Here is a 20,691-nt window from a genome sequence, read left to right as displayed (position 1 = left end):
CATCTGACATTTGCGATGTCCTAGGGTCCACTGGGAGTGATCGCGCATCTTCGCCGAAATCTGCAGGAAACCTGCGTGGTACCGAACAAAAAATGCGCTAATAGCCTAAGTCGAAGAGGGAATATGCCGTGGTTCATTTTCACGGTCATACGAGTTTGCTGGGTTTCTCCATTGGCACGGTATTCGCCGAAGAGTACCGCAATCAGCCGACCACGGTTGATCAAAACTCCGGCGAACTCGCAAACCGAACTAGGCAGAAACATCTGGAGTTCACTTCTTATGACGTTCGACGATGTTTCCTTTAGGGCCGCTCGCCGCGAGGACGCGGAGGCGGTTTTCAACGTTACCAAGGCGTCGATCGACGGCCTTGCTCGCGCATCCTACTCTCACAACCAAATCCAGAATTGGATGGGCCACCGTACGCCGGCATTTTACGAAGAGCTCATCGCCAAGGGGCGAATGACCGTGTGTCTCCGCGGCCGTATCGTGGTCGGATTTGTCGATGCGGAACCCGGCGAAGTAACACGCCTATTTATCTTGCCAGAAGCCGCTGGCGCCGGACTGGGTCGGCAACTGCTCGAGATCGGGATTGAACAGGCACGGTTAGGCCATAACGGTCCAGTGAGGCTCGAAGCGACGATCAATGCCGAAGGCTTCTACCAAAAGCATGGCTTTAAAAGCATAGGTAGGGGCTATTTCTCTCACGGTCTCGGCGGCGAGCCTGTCGAAATCGTGCATATGGAATTGTGAACTTCGACACCCTTGCTGCTATGTGATTCTCAGCGAGTCGCATTCGCGACCTAGCAAGTATTTTTTCTCTGCTCTGCGCCGGGTCCCTACGACGGCTGAATACTTGTTGAACTGCGCCAGTTCCTGCCTTTTCTATCCATCCCCGTTGCTGATCGCTTGCCGTGATTGGCGCTCGACGGGGGACGATCATGGCGGACACTTCACTCCATTCGGAAGCGTTCTCGCGTGGCGCGCGCATGTTGCGCACCGCGCTCGGCCCCGCGATCGCCACTTTCCTCGAAGACCCCTCGATCGTCGAGGTGATGCTCAACCCTGATGGCCGGCTCTGGATCGACCGGCTGTCCGGCGGCCTGGAGGATAGCGGACGAACGATGTCCGCCGCCGATGGCGAGCGGATCGTGCGTCTGGTCGCGCACCATGTTGGCGCCGAGGTGCATGGCGAGAAGCCGCGCGTCTCGGCCGAGCTTCCCGAGACGGGGGAGAGGTTCGAGGGGCTCCTTCCGCCCGTCGTTGCGGCGCCGGCCTTTGCGATCCGCAAGCCCGCCGTTGCTGTTTTTACCCTCGACGACTACGCCGCGGCCGGCATCATGACGGCAGGGCAGGCGGGCGTGCTCCGCGAAGCCGTCGCCGCCCGCAAGAACATCCTGGTCGCCGGTGGCACCTCGACCGGCAAGACCACCCTGACAAACGCACTGCTGGCCGAGATCGCGGGCACCACCGATCGCGTGGTCTTGATCGAGGATACGCGTGAGCTGCAATGCCGCGCTCCGAATCTGGTCGCGCTGCGCACCAAGGACGGCGTCGCATCCCTGTCCGATCTGGTTCGGTCCTCCTTACGTCTACGCCCCGACCGGATTCCGATCGGCGAGGTACGCGGCAGCGAAGCCTTGGAGCTCCTCAAAGCCTGGGGAACGGGCCACCCCGGCGGGATCGGAACGATTCACGCAGGCTCCGCGCTGGGCGCGCTTCGTCGTCTAGAACAGCTCATCCAGGAGGCCGTCCTCACCGTTCCCAAGGCGCTGATTGCCGAGACGATCGATCTCGTCGCGGTGCTGCGCGGCCGCGGCAGCGAACGCCGCCTTGCCGAACTCGCTCTCATTGCCGGCCTCGATCCCGCCACCGGCGATTACCGCGTCCAGTCCGCCGAGGCGGGCGGCCAATCCTCGCTTACCGGAGACCGATCATGACCCAATTGCCTGCCGCGATCCGTCGCGTTCGCCGCCGCTTCACGGAGCTTGCGGCGATTGCCGTCATCTCCATCGTTGTCGCGCCCGCGGCCCACGCCTCCGGCTCCTCGATGCCGTGGGAGACGCCGCTCAACCAGATCCTGGAGTCAGTGCAAGGTCCGGTCGCCAAGATCATGTCGGTCATCATCATTACCGTGACCGGTTTGACGCTCGCGTTCGGCGATACTTCCGGCGGCTTCCGCCGGCTGATCCAGATCGTCTTCGGACTGTCGATCGCCTTCGCCGCGTCGAGCTTTTTCCTGACCTTCTTCAGCTTCTCCGGCGGAGCGTTGGTCTGATGGCCGGCATCGTCGATCCGGAAGTTCCGGGCTTCTTCGCGCCGGTCCATCGCGCGCTCACCGATCCGATCCTTATGGGCGGCGCGCCCCGCACGGTTGCGATCGCCAACGGCACGTTGGCGGCCGCCATCGCGCTCGGCCTCCACCTCTGGATCCCCGGAGCGCTGATTTGGGCGGTGGGCCATGCGGCGGCGGTCTGGGCGGCCAAGCGCGACCCGCAGTTCGTGGACGTCGTTCGACGTCACCTCCGCTATCCATCCTATCTCGGCGAGTGAGCCTTTCATGCTGAACCTCGCCGAATATCGCACCCGGCCCCATAGTCTCGCCGACTTCCTGCCTTGGGCCGCTTTGGTCGAGAAGGGCATCGTCCTCAACAAGGACGGCGCGTTCCAGCGCACGGCTCGCTTCCGCGGCCCTGATCTCGACAGCGCGACGCCAGCCGAGCTCGTCGGCGTGACGTCCCGCCTGAACAACGCGCTGCGCCGTCTCGGCTCAGGCTGGGCGATCTTCGTCGAGGCCCAGCGTATCACCGCCCAGACGTATCCGCACAACACCTTTCCCGACGCCGCATCAGCGCTGGTCGATCTGGAACGACGGGACGCTTTCGAGGAGGCCGGCGCGCATTTTGAGAGCCGTTATTTTATGACTCTCGTCTGGCTCCCGCCGGCCGAGGATGCCTCGCGCATCGAGGGGTGGCTCTATGAGGGCCGAGCGCAGAGCGGTGTCGATCCTCACGAGCTGCTGCGTGGCTTCGTCGACCGGACCAACCGCGTCCTGCAATTGGTCGAAGGGTTCATGCCCGAAGTGGCATGGCTCGATGACGGCGAGACGCTAACTTACCTGCATTCGACCATCTCGACCCGGCAACAGCGCGTACGCGTTCCCGAGACGCCCATGCATCTCGACGCGTTGCTTGCGGATGAGCCGCTCGCCGGCGGCCTCGAGCCGCGTCTCGGCAGCCACCACCTTCGCACACTCACCGTGGTCGGTTTCCCGACCGCAACCCATCCTGGAATCCTCGACGAGCTGAACCGGCTTGCCTTCCCCTACCGCTGGTCGACGCGTGCGATCCTGCTCGACAAGACCGAGGCGGTGAAACTGCTGACCAAGATCCGCCGCCAGTGGTTCGCCAAGCGAAAGTCCGTCGCTGCCATCGTCAAGGAGGTGATGACCAACGAAGCCTCAACACTGGTGGATAGCGATGCGGCGAACAAGGCCACTGACGCCGATCTCGCCTTGCTGGAACTGGGCACCGACGATGTCGGCCAGGCCTACGTCACCGCGACTGTCACCGTCTGGGACGAGGACGCCGGTCTCGCCGCCGAGAAGCTTCGGCTCGTCGAGAAGGTGATCCAGGGGCGCGACTTCACCTGCATGCCGGAAGGGGTGAACGCGCTCGAAGCCTGGCTCGGCTCTCTGCCAGGGCACGCCTATGCTAACGTCCGCCAGCCGCCGCTCTCGACACTGAACCTGGCTCACCTGATTCCTCTTTCGGCGGTCTGGGCCGGGCCAGACCGCGATGAGCATTTCCGCAGCTCTCCGCTCTTCTTCGGCAAGACGGAAGGCTCGACGCCGTTCCGCTTCTCGCTGCATGTCGGCGACGTCGGTCACACCCTGATCGTCGGCCCGACCGGTGCCGGCAAGTCCGTGCTGCTCGCGCTGATGGCGATCCAGTTCCGCCGCTACCGGAAGAGCCAGATCTTCGCCTTCGATTTCGGCGGTTCGATCCGCACAGCTGCGCTTGCCATGGGCGGCGACTGGCACGACCTCGGCGGAAGTCTGTCGAACAGCGCGGAGGACTCCGTGTCTCTTCAACCGCTCGCACGTATCGGCGATGCGGCAGAGCGCGCCTGGGCTGCCGAATGGGTGACCGCGATCCTTGCCAAGGAGGGCGTCACCATCGATCCGACCGCGAAGGAGCATGTCTGGTCGGCGTTGACCTCGCTGGCATCCTCGCCGGTCGAGGAACGCACGATCACCGGCCTCACTGCTCTGTTGCAATCGACCGCGCTCAAGCAGGCGCTGCAACCTTATTGTGTTGGTGGCTCCTCCGGCCGCCTGCTCGACGCGGAGGCCGAGCAGCTCGGCTTCGCGTCGGTGCAGGCGTTCGAGACCGAGGGCTTGATCGGCGCGGGTGCTGCGCCCGCCGTCCTCACCTACCTCTTCCATCGCATCGAGGGACGGCTCGACGGTCGGCCGACGCTGCTCATCATCGACGAGGGCTGGCTCGTCCTCGACGATCCGGCCTTCGCCCAGCAGCTTCGCGAATGGCTGAAGACGTTGAGGAAGAAGAACGCCTCTGTCGTCTTTGCAACCCAATCGCTCTCCGACATCGACGCCAGCAACATCGCACCCGCAATCGTCGAGAGCTGCCCGACGCGCATCTTCCTGCCGAATGAGCGCGCGATCGAACCGCAGATCACCGCCATCTACCAGCGGTTTGGGTTGAACGACCGCCAGATCGAGATCATCGCGCGGGCGACACCGAAGCGGGACTATTATTGCCAATCTCGTCGGGGCAATCGGCTCTTCGAGCTCGGCCTCGGGCCGGTCGCGCTCGCCTTCTGCGCCGCGTCCTCCAAGGCCGACCATGCCGCAATTGAACGGCTGCTCGCCGAGCACCGCCGCGACGACTTCACGCCCGCCTGGCTCGCGGATCACGAGCTGCTCTGGGCCGCCGATCTCATCCCCGACCTGACAAACCTGGAGGTGCAATCATGACCACTCTTAAGACGCGACGCGCAAGCTTGGTCGCCGCGGCCGCTCTCTCGCTCGCACTATCGATCTTGCCGCCTTCGACGACGCCAACCTCCGCGCAGTGGATCGTCTACGATCCCACCAACTTCAGCCAGAACGTGCTGACCGCGGCGCGTGAGTTGCAGCAGATCAACAATCAGATCCAGATGCTGACCAATCAGGCTCAGAGCCTGGTGAACCAAGGAAAAAACCTCGCCAATCTGCCGTTGTCGACGCTGACCCAGCTTCAGTCACAGGTCGCACGGACTCAGTCACTGCTGAGCCAGGCCCAGAACATCGCCTTCAACGTCGAGCGCATCCAGACGACATATTCCAGCACCTACGGCACGGCGGCGGCCACGGGCTCCAATTCGACAATGTTTGCCGCGGCCCAAAGTCGTTGGCAGAACTCGGTAGGCGCGTTCGAAGACTCGCTCAAGGTGCAGGCCGGGGTCGTCGGCAATATCTCGACCAACTCCAGCGCAATGAGCTCGCTGGTCACCGCCAGCCAGTCGGCGAGTGGCGCCCTGCAGGCCGCTCAGGCCGGCAATCAGCTCCTGGCCCTGCATTCCCAGCAGCTATCCGATCTAGTCGCGGTGCTCGCCGCAAAGGGACGGGCGGACGCGCTGGAGCAGGCGCGCGTGACCGCGACCGAATCGCAGGGCCAGCAACAATACAAGATCTTCTCGACACGCAGCGGCTATCAGCCCGGCAATGTCACCATGTTCAGCGGCAACTAAGGCACACCGATCATGGAGCGCTCGGATATCCTTCGCGTAGGCGCGATGATCATTGTGTTCGCGATTTTTCTTGCCACGCTGCACGTCATTCATCGGCGTCCGGCGAAGCGGCCTGTATCCGATGCACCCTCTGTCTCCGCTCCCGATAATCTCTCGGCCGAGCTGCGCCGCTGCCGCGCGCTTGGCCCCCAGGATGCCGAAGATCCGCACTGCCAGGCGGTCTGGGAGGAGAACCGCGCGCGCTTCTTCGGCGGGCCGGCGCGGCCACTTCTGCCGCAGGCCGCGCCGGCCACACAGCCGACGACGAGTGCTCCACAGGGAGAGAAGCCGTGAACAACGTCGGCGTCATCGACACCTTTCTCAATACCTTCACGACCTACATCGATTCAGGTTTCGGCCTGATCAAAGGCGAGGTCACGTATGTGTCGTCGACGTTGATCGTCATCGACATCACGCTCGCCGGCCTGTTCTGGGCCTGGGGCGCAGACGAAGACATTCTCCAACGGCTGGTGAAGAAGACCCTCTACATCGGCTTCTTTGCCTTCATCATCACCAACTTCACCAAGCTCTCAGGCATCATCTTCAATAGCTTCGCTAGCCTCGGACTGAAGGCCGGCGGCTCATCAATCTCGACCGCGGACTTCCTGCGGCCCGGCCGACTTGCGCAGGTCGGACTCGATGCCGGGCAACCGTTGCTCGACTCCGCAAGCCAAATGATGGGCTTCACCAGCTTCTTTGCGAACTTCGTCCAGATTGCCGTGCTGATGGTGTCCTGGCTACTCGTGCTGATCGCCTTCTTCATTCTGGCGGTGCAACTGTTCGTAACGCTGCTCGAGTTCAAGCTGACGACGCTTGCCGGTTTCATCCTTATTCCCTTCGCGCTTTTCAACAAGACCGCCTTCCTCGCGGAAAAGGTGCTGGGCAACGTCGTTGCCTCCGGCGTGAAGGTCATGGTGCTTGCTGTCATCGTCGGCATCGGCACCGGGCTCTTCTCCCAATTCACAACTGCCTATGCCGGCGGGGAGCCGACCATCGAGCAAGCGCTCTCTGTCGTGCTGGCGGCACTCGCCATGCTCGGCCTCGGCATTTTCGGTCCGGGCATCGCCACCGGGCTTGTGTCGGGCGCGCCGCAGCTTGGCGTCGGCGCTGCCGTCGGCACGGGCCTCGCCGTCGCCGGCACGGCTATGGCGGGTGGAGCTGCGCTTGGGCTCGCCGGAAGGGGGGCGATGGCGGCTAGTTCCGGTGCTGCGGCCGCCGCGCGTGGTGGTGCGGCGATGGCGGGCGGTGTGTCCTCCGCCTACAGCCTCGCATCGGCCGGTCGGTCCGGCGTTGGCAGCGTCGCGTCCGGTCTCGGTGGCGCAGGCCGCGCGGCGGCAAGTCACGCGGCAGCTCCCGTCAGACGCGCCGCTTCCCAAGCGGCGGGGGCAATGAGAGAGAGCTTCACCTCCGGTGCCCGTGCCGGCGTCGCCAACACCGGTGGCTCCTCGACGATGGGGACCATCGGGAGTGGCGAGGCTGCACCCGATGGAGCCGAATCTCAAGCAGCGAGCGAAAGCGGTCCGCCCGCCTGGGCCCAGCGCGTCAAGCGCAATCAGACCGTCATTCACGGCGCTCAGACAGCCGCGCAAGCCCTCAAATCCGGCGACAGCCATGGTGGCGGCCACTCCGTCGAGCTATCAGGGGGAGAATAAGAAATGTCAGTCTTCCGGCGATCGTCGGTCCGCTATGGCCGCACGCCCGAACCCGAAACCCCCTACCAGCGTGCGGCGCGGGTTTGGGATGAACGCATCGGCTCCGCCCGCGTGCAGGCCAGGAACTGGCGGCTGATGGCCTTCGGTTCGCTGATCCTTTCTTGCGGCCTCGCTGGTGGGCTCGTCTGGGAATCCGCGCACGGCACCGTCGTTCCCTGGGTGGTGCAGGTCGACAAGCTCGGGGAGGCGCAGGCCGTGGCGCCAGCCACCGCGGACTACAGGCCGAACGACCCGCAGATTGCCTGGTATCTCGCCCACTTCATCCAGATCGTTCGCTCGCTTCCGGCCGATCCAATCATCGTGCGGCACAACTGGCTGCAGGCTTATGATTTCACGACCACGGCGGGCTCGGTGGCGCTGAACGACTACGCCCGCGCCAATGACCCCTTCGCCAATCTCGGCAAGCAGCAGGTCGCGATCGACGTCTCCAGCGTCATCCGCGCCTCGCCCGACAGTTTTCGCGTCGCTTGGGTCGAGCACCGCTATCAGGACGGAGCGCTCGCCGGCACCACACGTTGGACCGCGATCCTCACCATCGCAATTGCGCCGCCCACGGACGCCGATCGGCTGCGCAAGAATCCACTCGGCATCTACGTCAACGCTATCAACTGGTCGAAGGAGCTGGGACAATGACCCCGCCGAATTTCTCGAAAGCCGGCGGTCCGGCTTGGCGCTTTTCCATCGTTCACCAAAATTGGAAAGACGGCGATACGTCTTTCCGTAAACCCGCCTTTGCGGCTTTGCTGATGGTCGCCTCGGTGCTTGGCGGCTGCGCGCACAATTTCATCCCGCCCGACATCAACTATGACACTGCGGAGCCGGCAGCGCTCACCACTGATCCGCCGCCGCCCGTCAAGATCGTGGAATTGCCAAAGCCCCTGCCGCTGCCCGGGCAGTTGAAGCCGCTCACTGCTAGTAAACGGATCCCCGAAGCCGCCGACCCAAAAGTCCGCGTCAAACAGGCGAACGCCGCGGCACGCGTGCAGCCGGTCCGCAACGGCTTCATCAATGCCGTCCAGGTCTATCCGTTCTCCGGCGGCGCCCTCTATCAGGTCTATACGGCGCCCGGCCAGATCACCGATGTCGCCCTCCAGGAGGGCGAGCGGCTCACAGGCTCAGGTCCGGTCGCCGCAGGCGACACCGTGCGCTGGATCATCGGCGACACCGAGAGCGGCGCGGGAGCGACCAAGAAGATCCACATCCTGGTTAAGCCGACGCGGCCGGAGTTGGTCACCAATCTCGTCATCAACACCGACCGGCGGACCTATCTCCTCGAGCTGCGCTCGACGGAAAAGACCTATATGGCCTCGGTCTCCTGGCAATATCCCGAGGACCAGCTCATCGCACTTCGGCAGCAGAACGCGACGGCTGAAGCAGCCGCGCCAATTGCAGCCGGTGTCGATCTCGGCTCGATCAACTTCCGCTACGCGATCGAGGGCGATGATCCGGCCTGGCGTCCGCTGCGCGCCTTCGACGACGGCAATAAGGTCTACATCGAATTCCCCAGCGGAATCGCCCAGGGCGAGATGCCGCCGCTGTTCGTCATTGGTCCGGCCGGCGGCTCCGAGCTAGTAAATTACCGGGCGAACCGCAACTACTACATCGTCGACCGCCTGTTCGCCGCCGCCGAATTGCGTCTTGGCGACAAGGACAGTGAGCGGCGCGTGCGCGTCGTCCGCACCGATGGGAGGCCGCGAGCATGGCGATAGGCGGCGAAGACGAACGTCAAAACGACATTCCACCCGTGGCGCCGCCGGATTTGCGGCTCCGGGGCGAGTGGCCACCTGTCACGCGCCTCTCGCGCAAGATGCTGATCGGCCTCGGCGCGGTGTCTGCCCTCGCAATCGCGGGTGCACTCGGCTACGCGCTCCAGACCCGCAACAAGCAGCAAGCCGGCCAGGAGTTGCTCAGCACCCAGAACCGTCCATCACCTGAGGGCCTCGCCGCCTTGCCGAAGGATTATACCGGACTGCCGCGTCAGGCACCGCCGCTCGGGCCGCCGCTGCCCGGCGATCTCGGCAAGCCGATCCTCAACGCAGGCGCGGCACCCAACACCGTGGTCCCGGGAACGGCGCCCGATCCGGAGGCACAGCACAGATCCCAGGAGGTTGAGGCGGCCCGTGTCAGTCGTCTCTTTGCCCAGACCAATCAGCAACCACACAGCGTCGGCCAGCTCATTCCGAATAGTTCGACCGCAACCGCGACGACCCCGGCCGCGACACCCCCCGTCGATGCCGGGTCCGCCCAGAACATGCAGGATCGCAAGACGGCCTTTCTCAACGGTTCGACGGACAAGCGCACGGTCAGTCCCGACCGGCTCGAGGCCAAAGTTTCTCCTTATGTCGTGCAGGCGGGCACCGTGATTCCGGCGGCGCTCAACACGGGCATCAGGTCCGATCTGCCCGGCCAAATCACCGCCCAGGTGACCGAGGCGGTGTATGATAGTCCGTCCGGCAGGTATCTTCTGATCCCTCAGGGCGCAAAACTGATCGGTCAGTACGACAGCTCCGTCGCGTTCGGCCAAAGCCGCATCCTCCTGGTCTGGACCCGCATCATCATGCCGGAAGGCACCTCCATCGTGCTGGAGCGCCAGCCCGGCGCCGACACCGGCGGTTATGCCGGGCTTGAGGACGAGGTCGACAACCATTGGGGCATGCTGTTCAAGGCCGCTGTTCTCTCGACCATGCTCAGCGTCGGAGCCGAGGCGGGCACGAGCCAGAACGAGAACAATCTTGTTCAAGCGATCCGCAGCGGTGCGTCCAACAGCATCAGCCAGACCGGCCAGCAGATCGTGCAGCGTCAGCTCAACATCCAACCGACGCTGACCATTCGGCCAGGTTTCCCGGTCCGGGTCATCGTTACTCGCGACCTGGTGCTGGCTCCCTACGGACAAAAAGGTGCGCGATGACGAAGCTCAAGCTTGGACCACTCGAAGACGACAAACCAGTCAAGCTCAGCGTCGAGCTGCCGGCGACGGTCTTCAGGGATCTCAAAAGCTACGCTGAGATTTTGTCTCGTAGCGGAAGGGCGACCACGCCGATCGAGCCCGCCAAACTGATCGCGCCGATGATAGAGCGATTCATGGCAACCGACCGCGCCTTTGCGAAGGCCCGACGAAATGCTGCTCAATCCGTACCTGGCGCAGCCGAGAGGTCCGGATAACGCTCGCGAAGCAGGTCGAGAAACGGACGCAGCGATGGATTGCAATTGTCCTGCCGCCAATACGCGCGGAAGCTCAGCCGCGTCGGACCTTCGGTACCATGCACCTCGCGGAAGGTAACTCCCGGATAGGTGGCGCCCGTCGCACCTTCGAGTGCCAGGAGGATACCCCAGCCGGCTCCGACCGAGGTGAGAAGCCGGTCGAGCGACGCTTCATGGTGGAGCAATTGACAAGTATCAAGACTTCCCATTTTGCTGATGAGAAGCTTGACGAGTTCGGGACCGGGGCCGTGTTCTGTCACCAAAAGGGCTTCGTGCCTCAGTTCGCCCCAGTGAACCACATCACGGCCTGCTAACGGATGACCCGCGGGGAGAGCAACCACGGCACGTTCGCTCCAGAGCAACAAGGATCTGTCGCTCCAGCTCGCATTGGGCTCGACCAGGAAGGCGACGTCAATGGCGGAGCTGGCGAGATCGGACATCAAATCGTCGCTCGATCCGTCGACGAAATGCGGTTTGACATCAGGGAAGCGCCGCTGGTGCTCGAGAAGGGTGCCCCGTAGATTGCCGGCGGAGAATGAGGCGTGGATCCCGATGTTCAATAGACCGCTCTCGCCGCGCCAGCGGCTCTTGAGGCGGCCGGTCATCGCCTCAGTATCATTCACGATGCGCCGGGCAGCATCGAGGAATTCCTGACCTTCGATGGTCGGTCGCGTACCGGCTTTAGTGCGCTCGAAGATGGCACCGCCCAACTTATGTTCGAGATTGCGCAGACGGCGACTCAGCGTTGACTGCTTAACCCTGAGGGTCTCTGCCGCTTGGCGGAGGCTTCGGTGCTGGGATGCGACGATAGCCCAGCGTAGATCTCGAAATTCCATTGGCACGGTCGAAGCGCAACCCCCTCTAGCTCGTATGATTCGGTGCTACCATGCCAAACCGCAGTTGGGATCGATCAAAAAAACAACTGGTAGTAGAATTTTCTTCCAAATCAATGGGAAGCAAAATTTCAATCTAAATGGGTAAAACCGGGAATATCCGCAGTGTGGCCCGATCCTGCGCGATCCTGCCCAGGGCATTCGCTTGCCGAACTGCTGTCCATCGGGCCGGGAGCTTGCTTGCTTTGCCCTGCAATCATTCGGAGATCTTGTCGAGGGAACAGCGAACTGTGCATCGGTCGAGTGACATACAATCGGACGATCCACAGACTGCAGAAGCCGGTTGTGATAAATAAATCCCGAGTTTGCATGGACGAGGTTTTCCGGTTTCGAGCCTGTCGCGCCGATTGCGTTATATGATGAGCCGAACTTGCGCGCAGGTTTGACCGTGATTCACCATTTCGGGTCGATTTCCCGGGCGTATCGCCTGGCCGGATTGGCGCGACTCGACGTCCGATAGCGCGCGCCTGCCGCCGCCGTCAGTTCCTTCCGTGTCGCGCGCCATGGAAAACTGCCCCCTCAGCGTCACGAGGAATTGCCCCCTCCTCGGATAGCTGGGGAGAGAGTGAATGAAGCGGGAACGAATCACTGAAGGCTCGTCGTGGATTGATCCACGGGGGCAGGTGATGAAGACGCCGGATGACGTGGCGGAGATGTTGCGCCTGAGGGCGTGCGGGTGGGGTCTGAAGCGGATTGCGCGACAGCTGGGCTGCAGCCATCACACGGTGAAGGGCTACGTGGTGGCGGGCGGGGTGAAGGCGTTCAAGTCGCCTGAGCGGCCGAAGCGTCTCGACGGCCTTGAGGGTTGGCTGCGCGAGAGGCTCGTTCGGCATCGCGGCAATGCCGACGTGGTGCGCCAGGACCTGTTGGCCGAGAGAGGCGTAACAGTCAGCCGGCGGACGCTGCAACGCGCCGTGCAGCCCTATCGCCAGGCGCTGAAGGCGGAGGCTCTGGCGACGACGCGGTTTGAGACGCCGCCGGGCCGACAGCTGCAGATCGACTTTGGGGAGCGCCTGGTCGAGATCGGAGGAGCGAAAGTCAAGGCATTCGTGTTCGTGGCAACGCTCGGCCACTCGCGACGGCTTCATGTGCGTGCGTTCCGGGCCGAGAGACAGGAGCATTGGTTTGCCGGGCTCGAGAGCACATTCACGACCCTCGGCGGTGTGCCCGAGGGAGTGCTGATGGACAATCCACGGGCGCTTGTGGTGCGCCACGACGCGGTGAGCCGATCGGTTCAGTTCAATGACAAGCTGATCGCCTTCGCAAAACATCGGGGCTTCCGTCCTCGCGCCTGCGCACCATATCGGGCGCGCACGAAAGGCAAGACCGAGAACGGCGTCGGCTACGTGAAGAAGAACGCAATCGCCGGTCATTCCTTCCCAAGCTGGGAAGCATTCGAGGCGCATCTCGACAGGTGGGAGCGTGAGGTTGCAAACGTTCGTATCCATGGCACGACCGGAGAGGCGCCGATCATCCGCTTCGCGCGCGACGAGATACATCGGTTGAAGCCGCTCGGCGGGCAGCCTTCGTTCGGATCCTTGCGTGAACTGACCCGCGTCGTCGGCAATGATTGCGCCGTCCAGATCGACACGAACAGCTACTCGGTACCGTGGCGCCTGATTGGCGAGCGCGTGGCGGTAACGATCGCGGCCGGCGAAGTGCGGATCCGCCATGGATTGCACCAGGTAGCAGTGCACAAGCTATCGGAGGGTCGCCGGCTGCGGATCATCGACTTTGCCCATCTCGATGGTGTTGCTGGTCGCAACGGCGCGGTCCGCCGGCCGGAGATTGCTGCGGCCACGGTACCGGGATCGTCTCCACCGCCCTCGTTGTTGCGTCCTCTTGCCGAATACGAAGCCGTGATTGGAGGAAGCTTCTGATGGCACGGGCAAAGAATGTAATTGAAGCAACAACCGATCCGCTAGACGCCATGCTGGCGCGATTGCAGCTCTCCGGCATTCGCGACCAGCTCGACAGCCTGCTCGACGAGGCGGCGCGCGCGAACCTGTCGGCGCGTGAGACGCTGATCCTGCTGTGCGAGCGCGAGATCGCGCGCAAGGATCATCGCCGCATCGAGATGGCGCTGAAGCTCGCACACTTCCCGGCCGTGAAGGAGCTTGCGGGCTTCGACTTCGAAGCGCAGCCATCGATCGACCCAAAGCAAATCCGCGACCTGGCCGCATCACGTTGGATAGCCAACGGAGAGAACGTGCTGCTGCTCGGCCCGATAAGACGCACTTGTCGATCGCTCTCGGGCGAGAGGCGATCCTGGCCGGATACACCGTGCAGTTCACCACTGCGACGACGCTGGTCGCAGGCCTTGCCAAGGCGCACGGCGAGCGACGCCTGGACGAGAAACTGCTCGCGCTGTCGAAGCCAAAGCTGCTCATCGTCGACGAACTCGGCTACTTGCCGCTTGAACCTGACGCGGCGCATCTGTTCTTCCAACTGGTCAGCCGGCGCTACGAAACCGGCGCCATGCTGATCACGTCGAGCCGCAGCGTTGCCGAATGGAGCACAGTGTTCGCCGATCCCGTGGTCGCCACCGCGATCCTCGACCGGCTCCTGCACCACAGCCACGTGCTGACGATCCGAGGCGACAGCTATCGGCTCCGCGCCAAGCGCAAGAGCGGCCTCATCAAGACGCCCACCGCCGGTGACGGCCCTCCGGTCGGCTCGGCCTCCCTCCGGCCCGCCACCGGCGGAAACAACCTTCAACCGAGATCGTAATCGCGATGGTGGGGGCAGTTCTTCATGACGCAAAGGGGGCAGTTCCGGATGGCGTTTGACACTTCCGCGTCACCATGGTTAGCCGCCCCACCTTCGCCCCCGCTCGTTCCCGATCCAAGGGAGCAATTTACGTGAGGCAACGGCTTAGCATCCGGTAACAATTAAGGTGAGGCAATGCGACCTTGTCATCGACGGCAGTGTGCTGCTTGTAAGCGGGCTCCAGCCGCCGGTTTCGGGCATTGGTGGCCATTGTCGCATCGGGGATCAGTCGTGCAGACCTTTTGTACTTCCCGCTTTGCCGGACCTTCTCTCATCCTCACTTTCATCTTCGCCTTGATTTTCGCTCAGCATATCCATCACAAGCTGCTCGGTGAGGCTGTTCCAACTCACGTTGGCGCGGATCAGCGACGCATCGACGTGAACCACTTCGGCTGTTGCGATCTTGGCCTTCAGGCAGGCCTCGACCGTGCGTTTCAAGATCCTACGGAATCGCTCTTCGCCCCAGCGCTGGCGGATGCGCGTCAGGCTTGAATGGTGCGGTAGCTGCTCGTGGAGGCCATAACCAGCAATCCATCGAATGCGATGTTGACCTGAGCCTCACGGATCAGCTTGCGATCGTGTACGATCCCGGTGAGCAGACCCGCGAGCATCAGCCGTACCGCGGCTTCCGGATCGATGCCTGGCCGACCGTCGTTCGCGCAGTCGGAGACCTCTTCCCTTAGCCAAGACGGGTCGAGCACACGATCGACCGCGCCAGCACGTGCTCATCTGGGGCGAGCTGTTTCAGCGAGCGCGTGATGAAGAGCTCCAACTGATCCCGCTCCTTGCGCCCCAGCATCTCGTTTGCTCCGCCGATCGCGAATCGCCGACGAGAACGGAATCAGCCAATTGGAGCTTTTTCAACGACCCCCATGTGCGTGAGTTGCTAGATGTTCCAGAACCCAATCTTCGAACCGACGTAGGCGCACGGCGCGATGGGGCTAATAAGTAGGCGGAAAATCTGACCGCCATTTCGGGCGAGGCCACATTCTATCTGTTGGCAGTTCCGAACGATCAAATCTAATAGGCGGGTTATAGCCAGTGATTTGACGCCCGAGCTCATGGCATGCTTTGCACATGGAAAGTCGTGCACTTGTGGCTTGGAATGTGCGTCGGATTCGGATTAGCCGCGGCATTTCGCAAGAGAAATTGGCTTATCAGGCCGGCGTTGACCGCTCCTATTTGGCCAGTCTTGAGCGGCAATCGAAAAACCCGACAATTGATCTGCTCGAGCGCATCGCCGAGGCGCTGGACGTTCATTTGTCCGAATTCTTCGTTCGGCCTGTGACGCCCAAGACCTTTCCTAAAGATCGCAACCGGTGAGTTTACGTCGTCGTTGGGCGGGTTAGCCATTATATGCGATTGGGCAGAGCGCTCGAAGATAGCACCGCCCAACTTATGTTCGAAATTGCGCAGGTAACGCCTCAGCGCTGACTGCTTAACTCCGAGGGTCTCTGCCGCTTGGCGGAGGCTTCGGTGCTGGGATACGACGATCGCCCAGCGTAGATCTCGAAATTACACTGGCACGTCGAAACCTATGACAGCTTGCTCGTGACCAAGATTTCTCTTGAAGGGAGCTTGCACTGCTTCGCGCCGCCTCGTCCGCCCGTTCACTGTTCCTATGCCCCGATGGGGACAGTCACTTTCGCAATCCTGCTAGCGCTTGCGATCCTTCCTGCCTGGCATATTGGTCCGTACGAGCATGATGCCTTTGTGGAAGCCACACACCCTTCGCGTGCGAGTCTCATCGTCCAAGTTCAGCCGACTCGTTCCTTAGGCCTAGAACTATTCGTAACGCTCTAGTCCGAAATCCGCAGCTTCAATGTCAGGCCTTCGACCAGAGACAAGGTCCGCTATGACCCGTGCGGAGCCGCAACTCATCGTCCAACCGAGAGTGCCATGTCCTGTGTTCAAGAATAGATTACTAATTCTGGTCCCGCCGATAATTGGCGTTCCATCCGGGGTCATCGGTCGTAGCCCTGACCAGAAGGACGCCTTTTTGGGATCTCCACCGGGAAACAGATCCATCACGGAATACTCCAGCGTTAGCCGGCGTGCCTCGACGAGGTCATTGGTGTAACCCGAGATTTCGGCCATTCCGCCGACACGAATGCGATCCCCGAGGCGGGTAATCGCAATCTTGTATGTCTCGTCCATGACCGTCGATTCGGGAGCGCGCGAAGTGTCGGTAATGGGAATCGTCAGCGAGTATCCCTTGACAGGATAGACTGGCAACTTGATTCCTATTTTCTTGAGGAGAAGCGGCGAATAACTTCCCAGTGCGACAACGACCGCGTCCGAACGAATAGCCCCGCGATCGGTGATCACACCACGCACTCGGCCGGCTTCGATGTCCAGTCCATTGATGCAATGTCCGTAACGGAAATCGGTGCCCAATGCAGCGGATTTCTGCTCCAGTGCATTGGTGAACTTGAAGCAATCGCCGGTCTCGTCCTTCGGAGTCAAAAGTCCTCCGACTATTCGATCGCGAACATGGCGCAATGCGGGTTCGACCCGAACGCAACCGTCTCGATCGAGCACCTCAAATGGAACGCCATCTGCTGCAAGAGCCTTCACGTCCTTTGCTGATGCATCGAGCTGCTGTTGTGTTCGAAACAGCTGCAGGGTTCCCTGCATGCGCTCGTCATAGTGAAGCGAGGCTTCCGCCCTTACCTCGGCAAGCGCCTTGCGACTGTAGTCCGCCAGACGCAGCATCCGTCCCTTGTTGCGGGCATACCGGCTGGCTGTGCAGTTGGACAGCATGCGGACAAGCCAAGATAGCATCGCGGCATCAAGCTTCGGGCGAAGGATCAATGGCGCATGCCGCATGAGCATCCACCTGACGGCCTTCATAGGGATTCCGGGGGCAGCGCAAGGCGAACAATAGCCAAAGGAGACCTCCCCGTCGTTCGCATAACTGGTCTCCAGTGCTGGACCCGACTGCCTATCGACAACGACGACTTCGTGCCCGAGCTTTGCAAGTTGATATGCGGTTGTGACGCCGATAACGCCCGCGCCTAAACTCGTGACTTTCATCGTTTCGGTCCAATGTTCTGTTTAAACGATAGCGACGGGAGGCATTTGCCGCGATCGCGTCAGCGATATTCTCTGCGGAAGCGAGAACCGAGGCCTGTGAGAATTTCGTAGGCGATCGTGCCCGCGTCAGCTGCCAGCGCCTCGATTGTCTGATGAGGACCGATCACTTCGACGAGGCTTCCGAGACCGAGTGCATCATCAGGCAGACCGGAGATGTCGACTGTCATGCTGTCCATCGAGACGCGACCCAGGATGGGCAGACGTTGACCGCGGTAGTAGACGGCCCCGCGACCGCTCAGACTCCGTGGGAGACCGTCAGCATAGCCGGCGCAAAGAGTGGCAAGCCGGGTGCTGCCGGTGGTAACGTGCGTTCCACTGTAGCCGACCAGCGTGCCGCACGGTCCGTGCGGGTCTGCGCAACTGCAATCGAGAGGCTCACGACTGGCTCCATCGGATTTGCGACACTTGCCTGCGCCGCGCCGCCATAGAGCGCGATCCCCGAACGGACAAGAGCACCGTGATAGTCCTTGCCCATCAGTACGCCAGCCGAGTTGGCAAAGCAGAATGGTACCGGGGCAAATTCCTGTGTCACCATCAGCATTTCTGCAAGCTGCGCAGCATTCTGCCCCTTGGTGGGCTCATCTGCAGAGGCGAGATGGCTCATCACGTAGAGAATCTCGAGTTCCGGTGATTGCGCTATTTCCATGCGCACCACAGCGCGCTCGGCGGGCGCAAATCCGAGCCGTGACATGCCGGTATCGAATTGTAGAATAGCAGGCAGACGCCTACCTTCGACGCGCCCGAGCGCGCCACCGCTGAAGCTGGCATAAGGAGTTGATGACGGGAATGATGTGGGCTGAAGCGCAAGCGGGCTCCGCGCCGGGCAGCAGGCCATTCAGCACAAAGAGCTGAGCGTCGTTTGGAAGATGAGGCCGCAGCGCAATGGCTTCCTCCGCTTGCGCCACAAAAAAGTGTCTGCAGCCTGCATCGAGCAATGACCTCGCCACCTGGATGGCACCCAGACCATAGGCGTCGGCCTTGACGACTGCCGCAACGCTGGCCGGGTTCGCCAAAGCTGCGATACGCTCAAAATTCCGGCGCAGTGCGGTCAAGTCGACGGTCATGTAGCCGCGAAAGCCCTGTGCTTCCCCATCTACAAGCGGCTGCGGAGCAGTTCGGTCGAATTTGTTTTCGCTTTGCATGACGAAAGGCGTAGCGCAATAATCGAGCAAATGCCGCGCATTCGTTGCTTGATTATTCCGCTAGTGCTTTGGCGCGGTAAAGCTGCTACTTTTGCAGGTCCCAAGGGACGAGACACGGTCGGCCTGTTGCATTCCGGGTAGCTGCACCAGGCGCACGCATCGACGGCCTTCTTCAACCGAGCAGCGCTGCGGTCCCGAAAAGCCGTTACAAAGCACAGATGCTCTGTCGGAAAGCCTGTCGCGGCAGCAAGAGCTTGGAGCGCTTCTTTGCGGCGCTCGTTAAGGATGGGCCGGAGCCAGGTCCACAAAGACCGCGTCGGGAAGAGCCTTGTCGGTCTTAATGTCGATCCCGATCGTTGTCGCGAGATGATCGTCCCTCTCGATGACCTTGTTGCCGCTTTCGGTGACGAACAGAACAGCGGGATTCACCAGGAACTTCGGAGCAAACTCCTCGATGACCGCCTTGGTGATGTCGGAGCTGGGGCCGGGCTTCATCCGCCGCGTTTCGCCGTTGGGGAAGGTGACCAGCAGTCGGTCGTCGGCGGCGGAAGCGCCTTTGCGGACGAGCGTGATGCGCGCCAAGGCCCCCTTGCTCAGGTGTTTGGATTGCCAAGGCGTGTCGGAGGAAGCAGCGGCACAACTGGCGGATTTGAAGAAGCCCGCGATGCCCGAGGCCGCCGAGCGGTTGCTGGCCGGCAAGGGGCTGGCTGCCGCAGGTGCTGCGGATGTCGCAACGCGCGTCGGAGCCAGCGCTGGCCGCATAATCGACTCCGGCGAGTATGCCGGGCCGCGCAGGCGGCCCGGCTCTGTTGTGTCCAAAAATTTGCGCGCGCCACAGGCGCGCGTCGTCGTATTGCGTCTCAGAAATAGGGATCGAGATTCTTGACAGCGATGACAAACATCTCGCCCTTGGCCCCATCGGGTCCATTTGTGCCGCTACCGAGATTCGCCGGGTTGGGATAGTCTCCCGGCGAGCCGGGACCCGAGGGACCGCACCACCCATTCCTTCCCGCGCCGGAGCCGCCGCCTCCGGGAGTACCCGGCGCTCCACCTCGACCACCGACCCCACCCAGGCCACCTTGGTTGTTGACGCGAGCATAGCTGAACGTATCAGCTCCCCGCTTCAGCGATACGAATACGAGTGTCGCACCGGCGCCACCGGCACCACCGTTGCCGCCACGCCCTCCTTGGCCCGCAGTGCCGCCATCTCCTCCGGGACCAGGTCCCTCGTGGCAATCAAACGGACCAGTTGCGCCCTCTTTTCCATTTCCGGCATGGCCGCCATCACCACCCCGGCCGCCTTGCCCGCCTACGCCTCCATCAAGTCCGCGCACAAGAACGGCGAGATTCAGAATGCCAGGCGGTATCTCTTTTCCTTTGTCATCGAGGAGCTTCTCCGCAATCACGTAGATTGTGGGGAGTGTGATCGACGATCCATTGGAGCCCGGCCCCACCCGGTTGTCCCGGATGACCATTGTTGCCCCTTCGGTTCGTCTCACCGAAATCGTCTGCTCCTTTCTGTCCCACCGCGCCGACGTATCCGTTATTTGCAGCGGGTTTACTCATATCGCGCTCGATGAACGAATAAGCTGAAGCGTCCCTGAACTTGAGAGTCTTGGTGACGATCGCGACCCAAGGATGAGAAAAATTCGCCAAGACCAGATGCGCGTCCTTGTCGAACACAATTTCATCGGCCTTGATGACCTGCTGGGTGAACGTCTCCGACTTTGTGATGGGGATGACAGATTTGATCTTCGGTGCGGCCTTGATCGCATCCGCGATTTCTTTCGGCACCTCCGGGGGAGCGACAACTTCCAGTTCAGATGCATCGCGCGTCGTAACCGCCGCGCGGTCGACGAAGATACTTTCGGCAAACGTGGGGGGCGAGCAGGCAAGCAACATTGAAGTAGCCAAAAGCCAGGTTCGCATCGTCAAATCTCCATTTGAAAGGTGATGAAGCCCAGCTTCCAGGTGCTGGGTGGAATAGTCGTACAGTGCTAATGCTGCATCACGGTGAAGGCCTTTTGCTGGCTCGCTTGTGCGCCTGAATGCAGCTTCCCCTCATTTATTTTTGTAAAACGCATTTTT

General features: G+C 61.9%; 19 protein-coding genes and 4 pseudogenes. 15 read left to right on the top strand and 8 right to left on the bottom strand.

Annotation, left to right across the window (positions count from 1 at the left end):
- Positions 1 to 279 precede the first annotated feature (279 nt).
- From IVB07_RS34965 to IVB07_RS34910, 12 genes are all read left to right on the top strand, one after another.
- Positions 280 to 750 (top strand): GNAT family N-acetyltransferase, encoded by a 471-nt coding sequence (locus IVB07_RS34965; protein WP_018457222.1) that lies wholly within the window; start codon positions 280 to 282, stop codon positions 748 to 750.
- 188 nt (positions 751 to 938) lie between these two features.
- Positions 939 to 1,937 (top strand): P-type conjugative transfer ATPase TrbB, encoded by a 999-nt coding sequence (gene trbB, locus IVB07_RS34960; RefSeq protein ID WP_018457221.1) that lies wholly within the window; start codon positions 939 to 941, stop codon positions 1,935 to 1,937.
- A complete protein-coding gene (locus tag IVB07_RS34955) occupies positions 1,934 to 2,275 on the top strand; it encodes a TrbC/VirB2 family protein (protein WP_018457220.1) in 342 nt (113 codons plus the stop codon). Before trbB ends, IVB07_RS34955 begins: the two co-directional genes overlap by 4 nt.
- Positions 2,275 to 2,550 carry a VirB3 family type IV secretion system protein gene (locus tag IVB07_RS34950; RefSeq protein ID WP_018457219.1) on the top strand — a complete coding sequence of 92 codons (276 nt, stop codon included), beginning with the start codon at positions 2,275 to 2,277 and terminating at the stop codon, positions 2,548 to 2,550. The genes IVB07_RS34955 and IVB07_RS34950 overlap by 1 nt, the downstream gene beginning before the upstream one ends.
- A gap of 7 nt (positions 2,551 to 2,557) precedes the next feature.
- Positions 2,558 to 4,996, top strand: a complete 2,439-nt coding sequence (gene trbE, locus IVB07_RS34945) for a conjugal transfer protein TrbE (protein WP_018457218.1) — start codon at positions 2,558 to 2,560, stop codon at positions 4,994 to 4,996.
- Positions 4,993 to 5,751, top strand: a complete 759-nt coding sequence (trbJ, locus tag IVB07_RS34940) for a P-type conjugative transfer protein TrbJ (RefSeq protein ID WP_026233328.1) — start codon at positions 4,993 to 4,995, stop codon at positions 5,749 to 5,751. Before trbE ends, trbJ begins: the two co-directional genes overlap by 4 nt.
- Before the next feature lie 12 nt (positions 5,752 to 5,763).
- Positions 5,764 to 6,084, top strand: coding sequence for a putative entry exclusion protein TrbK-alt (gene trbK-alt / locus IVB07_RS34935; RefSeq protein ID WP_018457216.1), 321 nt, complete (start codon positions 5,764 to 5,766; stop codon positions 6,082 to 6,084).
- Complete coding sequence (gene trbL, locus IVB07_RS34930) at positions 6,081 to 7,442, top strand: P-type conjugative transfer protein TrbL (RefSeq protein WP_247293531.1); 1,362 nt, start codon at positions 6,081 to 6,083, stop codon at positions 7,440 to 7,442. Before trbK-alt ends, trbL begins: the two co-directional genes overlap by 4 nt.
- A 3-nt stretch (positions 7,443 to 7,445) precedes the next feature.
- Positions 7,446 to 8,135 (top strand): conjugal transfer protein TrbF, encoded by a 690-nt coding sequence (trbF, locus tag IVB07_RS34925; protein ID WP_018457215.1) that lies wholly within the window; start codon positions 7,446 to 7,448, stop codon positions 8,133 to 8,135.
- Positions 8,132 to 9,211 (top strand): P-type conjugative transfer protein TrbG, encoded by a 1,080-nt coding sequence (gene trbG, locus IVB07_RS34920; RefSeq protein ID WP_018457214.1) that lies wholly within the window; start codon positions 8,132 to 8,134, stop codon positions 9,209 to 9,211. Before trbF ends, trbG begins: the two co-directional genes overlap by 4 nt.
- On the top strand, positions 9,202 to 10,410 hold the full coding sequence (locus tag IVB07_RS34915; RefSeq protein WP_018457213.1) for a TrbI/VirB10 family protein: 1,209 nt from the start codon (positions 9,202 to 9,204) through the stop codon (positions 10,408 to 10,410). The genes trbG and IVB07_RS34915 overlap by 10 nt, the downstream gene beginning before the upstream one ends.
- On the top strand, positions 10,407 to 10,664 hold the full coding sequence (locus IVB07_RS34910) for a DUF2274 domain-containing protein (RefSeq protein WP_083926467.1): 258 nt from the start codon (positions 10,407 to 10,409) through the stop codon (positions 10,662 to 10,664). Before IVB07_RS34915 ends, IVB07_RS34910 begins: the two co-directional genes overlap by 4 nt.
- Here the strand turns inward: IVB07_RS34910 and IVB07_RS34905 are convergent.
- On the bottom strand, positions 10,628 to 11,539 hold the full coding sequence (locus IVB07_RS34905) for a LysR family transcriptional regulator (protein ID WP_198293376.1): 912 nt from the start codon (positions 11,537 to 11,539) through the stop codon (positions 10,628 to 10,630). The two genes, IVB07_RS34910 and IVB07_RS34905, sit on opposite strands and share 37 nt — an antisense overlap.
- Before the next feature lie 626 nt (positions 11,540 to 12,165).
- On the opposite strand from IVB07_RS34905, the gene istA reads away from it, so the two are divergent.
- A complete protein-coding gene (gene istA / locus IVB07_RS34900; RefSeq protein WP_051113019.1) occupies positions 12,166 to 13,476 on the top strand; it encodes an IS21 family transposase in 1,311 nt (436 codons plus the stop codon).
- Positions 13,476 to 14,326: pseudogene (gene istB / locus IVB07_RS34895) on the top strand (IS21-like element helper ATPase IstB). Before istA ends, istB begins: the two are co-directional and overlap by 1 nt.
- 184 nt (positions 14,327 to 14,510) lie before the next feature.
- On the opposite strand, the pseudogene IVB07_RS34890 reads toward istB, so the two are convergent.
- Positions 14,511 to 15,164, bottom strand: a pseudogene (locus IVB07_RS34890) (transposase); the annotation flags it as partial.
- 278 nt (positions 15,165 to 15,442) lie between these two features.
- Here IVB07_RS34890 and IVB07_RS34885 point away from each other — a divergent pair.
- Positions 15,443 to 15,688: a helix-turn-helix transcriptional regulator gene (locus IVB07_RS34885; RefSeq protein WP_026233326.1), complete on the top strand. Its 246-nt coding sequence runs from the start codon at positions 15,443 to 15,445 to the stop codon at positions 15,686 to 15,688.
- Positions 15,689 to 15,739: 51 nt separating this feature from the next.
- Here IVB07_RS34885 and IVB07_RS40545 read toward each other — a convergent pair.
- The 6 genes and pseudogenes from IVB07_RS40545 to IVB07_RS34855 all read right to left on the bottom strand — a co-directional run.
- Positions 15,740 to 15,868, bottom strand: a pseudogene (locus tag IVB07_RS40545) (LysR family transcriptional regulator); the annotation flags it as partial.
- A 282-nt stretch (positions 15,869 to 16,150) separates the two neighbouring features.
- Positions 16,151 to 17,401 (bottom strand): D-amino acid dehydrogenase, encoded by a 1,251-nt coding sequence (locus IVB07_RS34875; RefSeq protein ID WP_018457204.1) that lies wholly within the window; start codon positions 17,399 to 17,401, stop codon positions 16,151 to 16,153.
- Between the two features lie 59 nt (positions 17,402 to 17,460).
- A pseudogene (alr, locus tag IVB07_RS34870) lies at positions 17,461 to 18,525 on the bottom strand (alanine racemase).
- Between the two features lie 357 nt (positions 18,526 to 18,882).
- Positions 18,883 to 19,365 carry a BsuBI/PstI family type II restriction endonuclease gene (locus IVB07_RS34865; protein ID WP_083926465.1) on the bottom strand — a complete coding sequence of 161 codons (483 nt, stop codon included), beginning with the start codon at positions 19,363 to 19,365 and terminating at the stop codon, positions 18,883 to 18,885.
- 361 nt (positions 19,366 to 19,726) lie between these two features.
- Positions 19,727 to 19,894: a hypothetical protein gene (locus tag IVB07_RS40540; RefSeq protein WP_018457201.1), complete on the bottom strand. Its 168-nt coding sequence runs from the start codon at positions 19,892 to 19,894 to the stop codon at positions 19,727 to 19,729.
- 89 nt (positions 19,895 to 19,983) lie between these two features.
- Positions 19,984 to 20,532, bottom strand: a complete 549-nt coding sequence (locus tag IVB07_RS34855; RefSeq protein ID WP_157643000.1) for a hypothetical protein — start codon at positions 20,530 to 20,532, stop codon at positions 19,984 to 19,986.
- Positions 20,533 to 20,691: the final 159 nt, after the last annotated feature.

The sequence above is a fragment of the Bradyrhizobium sp. 172 genome (assembly GCF_023101065.1).
Classification (GTDB): Bacteria; Pseudomonadota; Alphaproteobacteria; order Rhizobiales; family Xanthobacteraceae; genus Bradyrhizobium; species Bradyrhizobium canariense_D.
This window is presented reverse-complemented; position numbering and strand designations above follow the sequence as displayed.